Origin of the sequence: Pseudomonas sp. PA-7-1E, from assembly GCF_021605325.1 — a bacterium.
Taxonomy (GTDB): domain Bacteria; phylum Pseudomonadota; class Gammaproteobacteria; order Pseudomonadales; family Pseudomonadaceae; genus Aquipseudomonas; species Aquipseudomonas fluorescens_BV.
Genome location: NZ_WKFA01000011.1, coordinates 25,690 through 38,974, shown reverse-complemented (window position 1 = coordinate 38,974; position 13,285 = coordinate 25,690). Strand labels below are relative to the sequence as shown.

Genomic DNA, 13,285 nt, shown 5'->3' with positions numbered 1-13,285 from the left:
GAATGAGCGCATTCTTCAAGAGGATGGGCGCCGTGCTGGGCAGGGTTTGGGTTTGGAGCCTTCTGCTGGCGCTTTCCTGTGCGGCACTCGTGTGGTTTTTAGGGCCGCTGTTGGCAGTGGATGACTATCGTATCTGGCAGGGGACGACTGCTCGCCTGCTTACCATCAGCATCGTGTTTTTACTGTGGGGGCTGGTGATAGCGCTTACGGATACTGGTAGTGCTACCAGGCGCCAAAGGCCCCCGCGTGAGCAGCCGTTGAAGTGGGTCGAGGATGAGCGCCGTCAGGTAAGCGTTCGATTCAAAAACGCTGTGCATCTGCTGAAAACATCCAGCCATTATGGCGTGCATAACGCACGGTGGCGCCATGATCTGCCGTGGTACCTGTTGATCGGCGAGCCGGGCAGTGGCAAAACGCAGTTACTGGCTGCCGCCGGCTTGCCGTTGGCGCTCGACCCTGCCCAAGGGCGACCAATGGGCAGTAGCACTCATTGTGAATGGTACTTTGCCGCCGCAGGCATACTCGTCGACACGCCGGGGCGCTACCTTACCCAGCCTGACAGCTCAGTGGATGCCGCAGGTTGGGCAACCCTGCTCAATCTGCTCAGATGGCGGCGCCGAGTGCGTCCGCTGAATGGTGTAGTGGTGACGCTGTCGGTCGACACGTTGTTGAGCATCAACGAGTACGACCTGGATCATCACGCACGCCGTGTGCACTCACGTTTGCAGGAGATTCAGCAGACGTTGCATGTGGATGTGCCGATCTACCTGGTTTTGACCCAGGCCGATCGGTTGTCGGGATTCGCTGAGTTCTTCGACCTGCCCCACGCAGAGAGTGCTGACAGCTTGCTTGGGCAGCACTTGGACGCCCATGTCGAGGATACTGACACTACGCAGGTTCGCCGGGCCGTCGAGCGATTGTTACAGCGCTTGAATAGTGAGCTGATCGGGCGATTGCACCAGGAGCGCAATGTCGAGCGCCGGGGGCTGATGCTGGGATTCCCCCAGCAGGTGGCACGAATAGGTGAACGCGTGAATCTGTTCGCTGAAATGGCGTTTTCCTCTCATCGCTACCAACCCATCAATGGTCTGCGAGGGATTTTCCTGACCTGCGCCGATGGCCGGCACCCGCGATTTGTGCAGGGCCTGTTCAGCCAGGCAATCTTTGCCGAAGCCGACCTCGCTGGCTTGCAGGCCGAGGAACGACAGCGAATCCGTTGGCGCCAGGGGTTGCAAGCGATGGCCGTAGCCTTGGTTATTGGCGGTGTCGGCGGGCTGTGGTGGCACAGTTATGCCGTCAACCATCAACGACTGGCGCAGTTGGCGGCACTGGTAGCTCTCCCGCCGCTTGGCTCGCAAGCCAGCGATGACAGCACGGCGCTGTTGGCGCTGTTGGATACGCGGCTGGCGGCGACCCGGGTTTTTCCCAGGTCGGCAGATGTGCGCCTGGTCGAGCACGTTGGGCTGTATCAGGGCGAGCTGAGTCGGCCCAGTGTCGAACACGCCTATGAGCAGGCACTGCACCAGCAATTGCTGCGTTGGATAACCGCCCAACTGGACGAGCAGGTATATGCCAGCCTGGGAGATCGGGACCGGCTATTGGTCAATCTGCGCGCGTATTTGATGCTCAACTTGCGCGAGCGCCGTGAGACTGCTTGGCTGGCACAACATATGGCGAGCCTCTGGTCGGAGCGTTTTGCCGGGGACATGTCGACACAGAAGCGCCTGACTGATCACTTTGCGCGGCTGCTTGAGCGCCCGTTTGTCGGGCCGCTCAACGAGGAACGGGTGGCTCAGGCTCGCGAAGCACTGAGGGGCGAGTCATTGGCCGACGTGGTGTATCGGGTACTGCGCGAACAAGCTCGCGACCTGGAACCCTTGCGCTTGGCCGAGGGCAATGTATTCGCTGGTATCGCCCCCTCCGTACCGGGTTTCTATACCAAAAGGTATCTGCAGTACTTTGAGACGCAGGGCCCACGGTTGGTTGACACCATTGCCCGGGATAACTGGGTGCTCGGTGAGGGTGCCGACCTGGGCCATCAAGATTTGAGTCGGCTGATGGCGCAATTGCAACAGCGCTATTTCAGTGAATATGCCGATGCCTGGAGCGATGTTCTCGGCCGTATCACGCTGCAAGAGACCGACAGCCTACGCCAGGACGCCGAGCAACTCATGAGCCTGACTTCGGCCCAGTCCCCTTTGATTAGGTTGTTGCAACAGCTGCGTGAAAACACGCGTTTGCTGCCAGGTCATGAGCTGCTCGATAAAGTAGTGCAACATCCCGCAGACGTGGCCAAGGCGGCGCTGGTGGCTGGGCCAGTGGCTTTTGCTGATGCTGCGCGGCGGGCGTTGCAACAAAAATTCGAGCCTTTGCATCAATTGCTGGATGAGCAGAACAACCCCGGAGCAGAGTTGACCCAGGCTTTGCGTCAGTTGGATGAACTGCACTTGCAACTGACGGCATTGAACCGTGACAGCGCACCCGAGCAGGCAGCCTTCCTGCGTGCCCGGCAGCGTATGGAGGGGCAGCAGGATGTGCTGGGTAGCCTGCGTGATGCCGCTGCGCGTCTGCCGCTACCCGTTGCCGGCTGGCTTGAGGACCTGGCCGACGAGAGTTGGCGGCATTTGCTGGAGCAGGCCTATGTGCACGTCAACCAACGCTATCAGAGCGATGTGCGTAGCCCTTACGCCAAGGCAATTGGACGACGTTACCCGTTCCATGCCAACGCGAGCAATGACGTAGCCCTTCATGATTTTCAGGAGTTCTTCAAGCCACGAGGGGTGATGGCGCGCTTTTATGAGAACTACCTGCGGCCTTTCATCAGTGTCGACGGCACTCGCTACCGATTGCGTGGGCTGGATGGCCAGAGCTTGCCGGTTTCGCGTTCGCTGTTGGAGCAATTGACAAAAACCCAGGCCATACGCCGCGGTTTTTTTACCGAGGACACGGAGGAGTTATCTGTGCGGTTTACCGTGGCGCCCTACAGCCTGGACCCATCGATCAGTCGTGCGATTCTGCGCGTGGGTGACCAGCAATTGGAATATCGCCACGGTCCCATCGTGCCCGTGGCGTTCCGTTGGCCCACCGATGCAGACAATGGGCGCAGCAGTCTCGTCCTGGAGAAAGGCACCGAGCAGCGACCCTTGGGAATCGAGAAGAACACAGGGGCTTGGTCACTGTTCCGGTTTCTGGACCAGCTGCAGAGAGAACCCGCCAGTGGGCAAAATGCTCAGGTTTTCAAGGCAGACCTCGCCGGCCTGCGCGTCAATTACCTGCTGACCAGCCAACGCACGCCTGTCCCGTTTGATGTGGATACGTGGCGCACCTTTCGCTTGCCGGAGCAACTGTGAAGATGGCAGCCCCCTGGCGCAGCGCTGGTCGTACACAGCAGGGGCAGGCGCGGCTGCGCAACGAGGATGCATTCCTGGACGACCCGCGCCGCAGCTGCTGGGCGGTTGCGGATGGCATGGGCGGGTATCGCAACGGGGATTTCGCCAGCCAATGGGTAATCAGGCAGTTGGCAGCCGTGTCGGCTCAGGGCAACCTCGATCAGCGTATCCAGGCCGTTCGCAGTTGTTTGCAGGGCGTCAACCAAGGGTTGAGGCGTGCATGGACAGAACCTGGTGCACCTGCTGACGCGACGATGGGCAGTACCGTAGTTGCACTGCTGCTGGAGAAAGGCCGGGCGGCTTGTCTCTGGGCGGGAGACAGTCGCTGCTATCTATGGCGCGGGCAGAGTCTCTACCAATTGTCGAAGGACCACTCGTTGCTGCAGCGGCTCATGGACGAGCGTCACCTCAGTGCCGCGCAAGCCCAGGCCTACCCCGATGCCAGGGCCTTGACCCGAGCCGTGGGCGCGGGTTCGCGGTTGCACCTTGAGGCATTGGAACTCAGTACCCGCCCAGGGGATGTATTTTTATTATGCAGTGATGGTTTGTATCAGGCCCTCAGCCATGTGGACCTGGGACGAGCGTTGAGTATGCAAACGCCCCAGCAGGCAGTGGAACGGCTATTTGCAGGGGCGTTGCGCAGGCCGGTACATGATGACCTGACCGCGGTTGTCGTGCAGCCTTGAGCGCGTCGCCACAAGCCTTGCGTCTGCTGGTTGGGCGTTATCACCTTGAGCATGTCTTGGGCAGAGGGGGTATGGGCGTTGTGTACCGTGCGCGCGACCTGCTGCACGAGCAATTAGGCGAGCGCTGTTCGAACGTGGCGCTCAAGCTGGTGGACGAATCCATTTCCCAATGTCCCGATGCGCATGTGTTGTTGTACAACGAGTTTGCGTTGACCCGCAGCCTTCGGCACGACCGCGTGGTACGGACGTTCTCGTTCGAAGTCGACACACACAGCCAGGTCGCGTTCTTCACCATGGAGTTGTTGCAGGGGCTGACCCTGGACCGTCTGCTGCTGGAATGCCCTTATGGGTTGCCCTGGCGCGAACTGCAACCCATCGCCGTGCAGTTGCTGGATGCCTTGGTCTACACCCACCAGCAAAACGTGCTGCACGGTGACGTCAAACCAGCCAATGTCATGGTGGGCGAGGAGGGCGTGCGCTTGTTCGACTTTGGGCTGGGCCATGCCGCCGGGCAGGCTGGGGTGGGTTTGCCGAGTGTCAGCCGCAGTCGTTTCAATGCCTGGACACCTGCCTACGCAGCCCCGGAACTGTTGGCCGGCGGGGCGTTGACCGCGGCCGCCGACTTGTACGGCGTGGCCTGCATCCTATACGAACTGGCCCATGGCAAGCGCGTTGGCGAACGTTGCGCAATGGACCGGCTGTCCCGGCCTGCGCAGTTGCCCAGGCATTGCTGGGCGGCGTTACAGGCTGCGCTCGCGGTGGACCCGCAGCACCGAAGCATAACGGTCGCCGAGTTGCGCCAAGTCATGGGGCGCAACCGGCCACGCTGGCGCTTGTAGGGAAGAGGTCAAACGGCCAAGCCGTGCAACTGGCAGTACTCCAGCCAGTCCATGCCCGCCATCTGTGCGACTTCTTTATGCACTTCACGGCGCTGGGCCTCGAAGACTTCGGTGGAATCGGCCGTCAGCTTGAGGGTCAATTCCCAGGCGAACAGCTGTTGCTGTTCAGCGTGTGCCTCGAAAGCCTCATGCAGGCGTTCAGCGCGATACTGCGCCAGGGTTTCGCCCCTGGCCTGGGCTACCAGCGGGTTAAGACTGTCCAGCTCGGCAGCGACCTGCGGTTGTTCGCGCAGAAATCTGTCCAGTGCAAGCTGATAAGTATCGTTAGGCGTCGACACAGATAGACACCTTAACGAGAAGGATGAGAGCTGCTATCGGACGTGCGTGCGTTGAGGTGATGGCGGGCACGCTTGCGCGACCTGCGTCGCATCCAGTTCTGCAACGGCGCCAGCAAGAAAAACATCAGATAGGCGATCAGCACCAGCGTCAGGTCTACCCAGGTTTCAGCCACAGGCCCGGTAAACAATTCAATGACGTTCTTGATCACAAACAGCAACACCACGCTGCACAACCACAGCACAATGGTGACGAATAGAGGACGCATGTTACTTGAGCGCTTGTCTTGCATAGTGAGGTTCTCTCCTTTGGCCTGTTGTCGTTCCAGGCAAGATTCCCTGAGTGCGTACCCATTATCAGACAGGTTGTAACATCGTTTAACACGCACAAACCGTGCGGATGATACCGACTCAGACAGCCTTAGGGGATGATTCAAGTCAGAAAGTTCGATAAATCTGTAGGGATTTAGTCTAGCAGCCAGGCATTCACTGGTAAAAAGCCGGGCTGGGGCGGGGATAAAGGCTTTCGCTTCGGCTATCAGGGCGTGTAGCGTTAGCGGTGTTTCCGGCCGCTGATCTTCAGCGGCAGTCGGTGACAGGCAGAGGACGGCCCATGGCGCACACCCTGTTCAAACTTTTCCTGACCCAGCGCCTGGCGGTCCTGGCCAGCACGGAGTCGTTGCGTGCGATTCGTGAGGGGCTGCTGTGGATTCTGCCGTGCCTGTTGGTGTCCGCCGGCTTCCTGATTCTGTCCGAATGCGCCCTGGCGCTGGGGTTCGATCCCCAAGTGGTGAGTTTCCTGGCGGGGTTGCATAAACAGATCAGTTCGGTGATCCCACTGCTGGTCGCGGCCTCCATCGGTTATATGTTGGCGATTCAACACCGTCTGCCACAGCTGCCGGTTGCCTTCCTGTGCCTGGCCCATGTGGTGGTCGCCACCTTCGTGCTGCGTGATTACCCGCGTGCTTCGGCCACGTTCCTGCTGTTTATTGCCATTGCTTCGCCCTTGATCAATGTGCCTGCCATTGCCTGGCTGCACCGCTTTCGCTGGACACGCCTGGTCAACCAAGACCTGGTCGGCCATAACCTCAAGGGCACCATCAACATGGTGATACCCGGCGCACTCACCGCCTTGTCGTTGGTGACGGTGTTGTCGTTGCTGCTGTTGATACCCCATGTGGCGCAAATCCAGGGTCCGCAGGTGCTTGATGCGTTGCAGACGCCTTACCGCAGCGGGTTGTTTGTGACACTGATGAATTCGCTGCTGTGGTTCTTCGGCATTCACGGCGTGTATGCCATGCAGCCGCTATTCGATGCCCTGGACCAGGCCGTGGCGCTCAATGGCGCAGCGTTGGCGGCGGGGGAGCCGGTGCTGTACTTGCTCAATAACGGCTTGCTGGGCAGTTTTGCGTTTATCGGTGGTTCGGGGGCAACCTTATGCCTGCTGCTGGCGATCCTGCTGTTTTCCAAAAGCCAGTCCATGCGCTTGCTGGCGGTAGCGAGTTTGCCGTTGTCGTTATTCAATGTCAGCGAGGTGCTGTTGTTCGGTTTGCCGATCATCCTCAACCCGCGCCTGTTTATACCGTTTCTCTTGGTACCGGCGTTCAACGCGATGGTGGCGTTGATGGTGGTACAACTGGGCTGGGTGTCGCCGGCGGTGGCCAGCGTGCCGTTTACCGCCCCGGTGCTGCTCAATGCATACCTCAGCACCCACGGCGACGTGGCGGCGGTGGTGTTGCAGATCGTTCTGCTGGGGGCCGGCACGCTGGTGTATGCGCCCTACGTGAGAGCGATTCATCGCCAGTCCAGCGATGGCGGCACGGTGTATCTCAAATCTTTGGACATGACGTTTCGCGGCCTTGAGGAAAAAGGCCGTCTGCTAGAGTTCGACCCGGTGCTGGCCACCCACCAGACATTGGCCCGCCAGGCCGCTGAGTTGAACCGCATCCAGCAGATCAGCGATTACGAGTTCTATCTTGAGTTTCAACCCCAGGTCTCCACCCGTACCGGTTTATGCACCGGGTGCGAGGCGCTGATGCGCGCCCGGGACAGCCAGGGCACGGTGCATTCGCCGTGGGAGTTCCTGCAATGGCTGGCGCACGCCAGGCTGATGCCGGACGTGGATGTGTGGGTGGCATCCCAGGCCGTGCGCCAGTATCAGAAATGGCAGAAGGTGGGTTTTGAACTGCCGATGACCATCAATATTTCCAGCACCACACTAAAGGATGCCGCCTATGGCGACCGCCTGGTGGAAATTCTTGGCCAGGCCCGTGGGCAAGTTTCAGTGGAAATTACCGAAGACGCGCTGGTCAGCGACATCCCGGCCACCCGCCAGACCATCCAGAAGTTGCAAGCCATGGGGGCCAAGGTCTATCTGGATGATTTTGGCACTGGGTTTTCTGCGTTGAGCTATCTGCACCAGTTTCCTGTGGATTTCATCAAGATCGACCGCAGTTTTGTGGTTGCCCAGCACGACCCTAAAGGCGCCCAGGTGCTCACCGGTATGTTGCGCTTCTGCGAGGCCCTGGACCTGGGCGTGGTAGTGGAAGGGGTCGAGACGGCTGAGCAATTGGCGTTCTTGAGTAACGGGCCTGAGTTGTTTATCCAGGGCTGGTATTTCAGCAAGGCGCTGCCTGGGGATCAGTTGCCGCGCTTTGTGCTTGAGCGCAGGGCGTTGGTCTGATGGCCGACCCTTATCTACCTGGCACCCCGATCCAACCGTGGGAGCTGGCTCGTCGGCGATGACCATAGGTACCTACACAACTTTGGTGCGACGCTGGACCTGTGGCGAGGGAGCTTGCTCCCGTGACGGACTGACAGCCGACGCTGATCTAACTGACGCACCGCGATCTAACTGTGGGAGCTGGCTTGCCTGCGAAGACGGCCTGACAGCCGATACAGTTGGATCGTGTACATATCCATTCTTGCGGTAACGGCTAATTGGGGCTCCGCCCTGACGCCATCACCTCCCATCGCCAAGCCTTGAAAGAATTTTCCTACAGGTGTTGACCTTGCCACTACGGGAACCTTTAGGCTTTTTTCCGAGTATGCCCAACCACAAAAACAAGATTCAGGGGTTATCAATGGATACTGCTACCCTGCAACAACGCTCGGATTCCGATCTGTTCACCACCGCCTCGCGGCTGATGACGAATGCCTTGGAACCCGGCGCCAACTACACCCAGGTCACCCGCGCGCTGGAAGCGCTGCTCGCACTGACTCGACAAGGCCTGGCGGGAGACGCTGGCGCCTACGCGCACTACCAGTCAGCCTTGCTGCAATTGCACATTCCAGGTGACCCGCGCACCGAGCCGACCCGGCGCTGGATGGCCAGCGAGGTCTACCGCGTCGAAGATGAGTTCGCCGCCGACGTGCCGGGCTTCACCGCGTTGCCGGTGGACGAGTTCCGTCAACAGGTCGACGCTGAAATCGCCGCACGTAGCCGGGTCAACCACCCGATGTCGGTACACCTGTTCCAAGGTACGCCGCCGGTGCAGGATGTGCGCTTCTTCCTGGAGCATCACTGGACCCGTTCCTACAACTTCTACAGCCTGCTGGCCGAACTGGCCTTTCGCTTCGAAGCCATCGAGGACGCCTCGGTGTTTTACCGCAACCTGTACGGCGAAGCAGGGGCTGAGACACCGGAGCGTTCGCACCCGGCGATGCTCGCCCATCTGATGGAGTATTTCGATATTCCGCTGGCCATCGACTTTCCCGCGCTGCATCCGCTGGAAAAGGCCTACCTGAATAATCGTATTCGCTGTGTGCGCCACACGGATGTCGCCTGGGGCCTTGCGCTGCTGTATGCGGTGGAGTCTGTCAGTTGCGTCAACCATCGGCGCATCTACGAGCTGTTGCAGCGCCTCGACGTTCCAGAGCAGCCCAGCGAATTCCACCGTTTGCATGGCACCCAGGATGAGATCGACACCGAGGAAATGTGGGCACTGATTGCCAAGTTCGCCAGCGAGGAGGGCTTTCAGCGCACGTTCATGCGCGCACTCAAGCGCCACTTCGAAATCAACAAAGCCTACTTCGACAGCCTGTGGCAGCAGATGCAGGCCCAACGCCTGTCTGCCTGAACGACCTGCGATCCGAAAACAAAAATAATGGAGCACATGATGAGCCCACGTAATTTTTCCCTGCCGCAATTGCAGAATATTCACACGGCCGAAGCCCGTCTGTTGGCGGAAGCCTTGAAGCCGGACGCGACGTTCAATCGCATCGAAATTGCTGCCAATATGCTGCGCGCCCTGTGCGAGACCGGCCAACGTGGCGACGCCGCGAATGCAGCGCAGTGCCAGCAATTGCTGTACATCCTGTCGCTGAGCGATGACGTGGCCACCGCCTCGACCCGGCGCTGGCTGGCCAATGCCGTCTATAGCGTACAAGAGCGTTTCATGCCGTCAGCCGACCTGGCATCACCCTTGTCCGAGGCCGGTTTCCAGCAACGCCTGGAAGAGCAGATTGCCGCGCAGTCGCGGGAAAACCATCCGATGTCGCAGTATGTGTTTGAAGGCAAAGCCTCTCGCGAGCAACTGCAGGTGTTTTTGCGCCATCAATGGTTCCGCACGTACCGCCTGTACCGGGATGCCGCCGACCTGCTGGTCAACCTGACTGATGTGGACGAGGCGGCCGCCCTGGCGCGTTATCTCTACGGCGAGTTGGGCGAAGAAGACGAGCGGCGCTCCCACCCCCGCCTGTTAGCCAAGCTGCTTGCCGCCGTGGGCCTGAATGCCGATTTCGAGGCGCTCTCGACGATGCCCGAGGAAATCGCCTACCTCAACAACCGCGCACGCTGTTTCCGCAACCCCGATGTCGGCTGGGGCCTGGCGGTGTTCTACATCACCGAACTGGTGGTGCCGGGCAACCACGGCAAGCTGTACAACGCCCTGCGCAACGCGGGCTTGAGCCAGGATGACGCGGAGTACTACGAAGTGCATATCAGCCTGGTGCCGCCGCGGGCCAAGCGTGAATGGGCGCTGATCTCACGGCGTATTCCGGACCTCGGGTTTCAGAATGCGTTCCTGACGTCTTTGGCCGAGCACTTCCGGCTGGAGCGGGCTTATTACGATGCAGTCTGGGAAGAAGTACAACGCGTGAAGTAGCCCTCCCTGGACAACCCGAGTAACCCGACATGCCAAGTCATATCACTGAATCCCGTATCCACGGGGGCGCTTACTCGTCCCCGGAATTTGCTGCGATCTTCTCTGATGCCAATCAGGTGCAGAAGTGGCTCGATGTTGAAACAGCGCTGGCGGCGACCCAGGCGCAGATGGGCCTCATCCCCCACGAGGCCGCCCGGGAGATTGCCCGGGTAGCCAGCGTGGAACTGCTGGACCTCGACGCGTTGGGGCGCGAAGGCCTGGAAACCGGGCATATCCTGGTGCCGACCCTGCGCGCATTGCAGGGGTTATGCGCCGATGGGCTGGGCGAATACGTGCATTACGGCGTGACCACCCAGGACATCCTCGACACCGGGCTGATCCTGCAAATCCGCGATGCCTGGGGCCTGGCGGTGCAGCGCTTGCGCGGGATCCGTGGGCATCTGCTCACGCTCGCCCTGCGCCATAAGCACACGCCGATGGTCGCCAGGACCCATGGTCAACACGCTTTGCCCACCACGTTTGGCTACAAGGTGGCGGTGTGGGTCGATGAGATTGATCGACACCTTGAACGCTTTGAAGAAGCCTACGCCCGGGTGATGGTCGGCAACCTGACCGGCGCCGTGGGCACCCTGGCCGGGCTTGGCCCGCAGGGTTTGGAAGTGCAGCGCCGTACCCTGGAAAGCCTCGGCCTGTCGGCACCGTTGAGCAGTTGGCACAGCGCCCGCGACCGCATCCTGGAAGCCGCGTGGTTGCTGGTGCAGGCGTCGGCGACGTTGGGCCGTGTCGCCAATGAGATCTACCACCTGCAGCGCACCGAGATCGACGAAGTGCGCGAGGGGCGGCGAGCCGGGCAAGTGGGAAGTAGCACCATGCCCCACAAGCAAAACCCATCGACGGTGGACCTGATCAGCGCGCTGTCGCGGCTGGTGCGCGCGCAGATGGTTGCGCTGACCGACGCCGCTTTCCAGATGCACGAGCGTGACGGCACCACTTGGCGCATCGAATGGGCGGCCTTACCCGAGCTGTTCATTTACGCCGGTGCGTTGCTCGCTCGTATGGAAGGCTTGCTGCAGGCTGGGCTGCAGGTGCGTGAAGCGCGCATGCGCAGCAACCTGGACTTGCTGGGCGGGCTGATCCTGTCGGAGCGCGTGATGCTTGCGCTGGCGCCTCGGTGTGGCAAGCAGACGGCCCATCATCTGGTGCACGACATCGCCCTGCAGGCCCAGGACGCGGGCGTTTGCTTTCGCGATGCGCTGCTTGGCGACCCTCGGCTGCGCGGTTGTTTCAGCGCGCAAACGCTCGACGACTTGCTTGACCCGACAGCCTACACAGGGCTGGCGGCCGAGATGGTCGATCTGGTGGCAACTAAAGCAAGACCTCGCGCTTCAGGCGATGGCGCTGAGGCGGTGATGGCAACCCAAGGCAATACCAGTCAGTCCCTGTACGCTACGGAGGGTATGTGATGGATGCGCAAACATTGGAAGTGACAGCCCGTGCGTCTTGCACCGCACGTTCGGACCACCCGGGCTTTGATCATGACGGCGAGCAATGCCGCCACGAACACAGCCACATCCTCGATTCGAAAACCCACGGTTCGGGTTATGCCGGCCCGCAGAGCCGCAAGATCTTCTGCAGTCATTGTCGCCTGCAACGTTGGCTGGACGTGGAAGCTGCGCTGGCCATGGCCCAGGCCGATGTCAACATCATCCCGCGCGAGGCGGCCCTGGAGATCGAAAAGGCCGCGTTGCTATCGGGCATCAATGTGCGCCAACTGGCCGAGGGCGTGGCTGCCACTGGGCATTCGCTGATGCCATTGCTGAGCGCCCTGCAAAAAAATTGTAGCCCCAGTGCCCGTGAATACGTGCATTACGGCGCTACCACCCAAGACATCCAGGACACCGCCCAATCCCTGGAGATGCGCGATGTGCTTGATGCGATGGATCAGGCCCTGGAGACTTTGCTGGGCAAGTTGTCGACCCTGGCCGATGCGCACCGTGACTCGCTGATGGTCGCCAGGACCCACTCGATTCCCGCTTTGCCGACCACCTTCGGGCTGAAGGTCGCCGGCTGGATCGATGAGCTGTTGCGCCACCGGCAGCGCTTGGCCGAAGCCCGCCAGCGTGTACTGGTGGTGCAACTGTTCGGCGGGGTCGGCACCATGGCGGCGTTCGGCCCGGACGCCATGCCGATGCTGGATCGTTTTGCCCAGCGCTTGTCGCTGCAAGTGCCCCTGACGGGCTGGCATGTGTCCCGTGACCGCGTTGCGGAGTTCGTCAGCACCCTGGCCATGGTCACCGCCTCGTTGGCCCGCGTAGCCGATGAAATCCGTACGCTCAATCGTTGGGAAATCGCTGAAGTGGAAGTGGGCTGGAGCGACCAGCAGATCGGCAGCAGCACCATGCCGCACAAACGCAACCCCGAAGGCTGCGAGCAGGTGGTGGTGTTGGCACGGCTGGCCAAGGCCCAGGTCATGCTCGCGCTGGACGCGATGATTCTTGAGCATGAGCGCGATTACCGCGGTACGCGGTTGGAGTGGTGCGCGGTCGCGGACGTTTCCCACTATGCACTGATGGCGCTCTCGATTCTGACCGAGACCATCGATGGGCTCACCGTGAATGTGCAGAAAATGGAATGCACCGCCCAGGCCTATGGCGATGCCATCTGCACCGAAGCGGTGGTGTTCGAAATGGCGCGCAAGCTGGGCAAGAGCAGCGCCTACCAGATCATCTTCGAAGTGTCCCAGGCCAGCCAGCGCAATCACGTGTCGATCCGCGAGGCAATCGAGGCCGATGCGCGGGTGCTTGCGGTCATGAATGACGGCGCCCTGGCCCGGCTGTTCGAGCCCCGTACTCACTTGGGCATGTCCGAACGCATCGTTGACAACGTGCTGGCCAAACTCGCCGGCCACTGATCCCTTAACAGATTTGCATA

General features: G+C 60.6%; 10 protein-coding genes. 8 read left to right on the top strand and 2 right to left on the bottom strand.

The window, feature by feature from the left end; genetic code table 11:
* Positions 1-2 precede the first annotated feature (2 nt).
* The 3 genes from tssM to GIW79_RS09830 are packed head-to-tail and all read left to right on the top strand — an operon-like array spanning position 3 to position 4,914.
* Positions 3-3,350, top strand: a complete 3,348-nt coding sequence (gene tssM, locus GIW79_RS09840) for a type VI secretion system membrane subunit TssM (protein ID WP_236454427.1) — start codon at positions 3-5, stop codon at positions 3,348-3,350.
* Between the two features lie 2 nt (positions 3,351-3,352).
* Positions 3,353-4,075: a PP2C family protein-serine/threonine phosphatase gene (locus GIW79_RS09835; RefSeq protein ID WP_236454424.1), complete on the top strand. Its 723-nt coding sequence runs from the start codon at positions 3,353-3,355 to the stop codon at positions 4,073-4,075.
* The gene (locus GIW79_RS09830; protein ID WP_080757681.1) at positions 4,072-4,914 is read left to right on the top strand and encodes a serine/threonine-protein kinase; all 843 of its coding nucleotides are present in this window, start codon (positions 4,072-4,074) and stop codon (positions 4,912-4,914) included. The genes GIW79_RS09835 and GIW79_RS09830 overlap by 4 nt, the downstream gene beginning before the upstream one ends.
* A gap of 8 nt (positions 4,915-4,922) precedes the next feature.
* Here the strand turns inward: GIW79_RS09830 and GIW79_RS09825 are convergent, their stop codons facing one another.
* Complete coding sequence (locus GIW79_RS09825) at positions 4,923-5,252, bottom strand: DUF6388 family protein (RefSeq protein ID WP_054898536.1); 330 nt, start codon at positions 5,250-5,252, stop codon at positions 4,923-4,925.
* Positions 5,253-5,263: 11 nt separating this feature from the next.
* Positions 5,264-5,518, bottom strand: coding sequence for a hypothetical protein (locus GIW79_RS09820; RefSeq protein ID WP_230032401.1), 255 nt, complete (start codon positions 5,516-5,518; stop codon positions 5,264-5,266).
* Positions 5,519-5,862: 344 nt separating this feature from the next.
* Between GIW79_RS09820 and GIW79_RS09815 the strand changes: the two genes are divergently transcribed.
* The 5 genes from GIW79_RS09815 to GIW79_RS09795 all read left to right on the top strand — a co-directional run bounded on the left by GIW79_RS09815 (position 5,863) and on the right by GIW79_RS09795 (position 13,265).
* Positions 5,863-7,932, top strand: a complete 2,070-nt coding sequence (locus tag GIW79_RS09815; RefSeq protein WP_236454420.1) for an EAL domain-containing protein — start codon at positions 5,863-5,865, stop codon at positions 7,930-7,932.
* A 400-nt stretch (positions 7,933-8,332) separates the two neighbouring features.
* Positions 8,333-9,328, top strand: coding sequence for an HOASN domain-containing protein (locus GIW79_RS09810; protein ID WP_072448390.1), 996 nt, complete (start codon positions 8,333-8,335; stop codon positions 9,326-9,328).
* A 39-nt stretch (positions 9,329-9,367) separates the two neighbouring features.
* Entirely contained in the window at positions 9,368-10,354 is a 987-nt protein-coding gene (locus tag GIW79_RS09805) for an HOASN domain-containing protein (RefSeq protein ID WP_060764836.1), read from the top strand.
* 29 nt (positions 10,355-10,383) lie between these two features.
* Positions 10,384-11,817 carry an adenylosuccinate lyase gene (gene purB / locus GIW79_RS09800; protein ID WP_198716121.1) on the top strand — a complete coding sequence of 478 codons (1,434 nt, stop codon included), beginning with the start codon at positions 10,384-10,386 and terminating at the stop codon, positions 11,815-11,817.
* The gene (locus tag GIW79_RS09795; protein WP_054897490.1) at positions 11,817-13,265 is read left to right on the top strand and encodes a class-II fumarase/aspartase family protein; all 1,449 of its coding nucleotides are present in this window, start codon (positions 11,817-11,819) and stop codon (positions 13,263-13,265) included. The genes purB and GIW79_RS09795 overlap by 1 nt, the downstream gene beginning before the upstream one ends.
* Positions 13,266-13,285 lie beyond the last annotated feature (20 nt).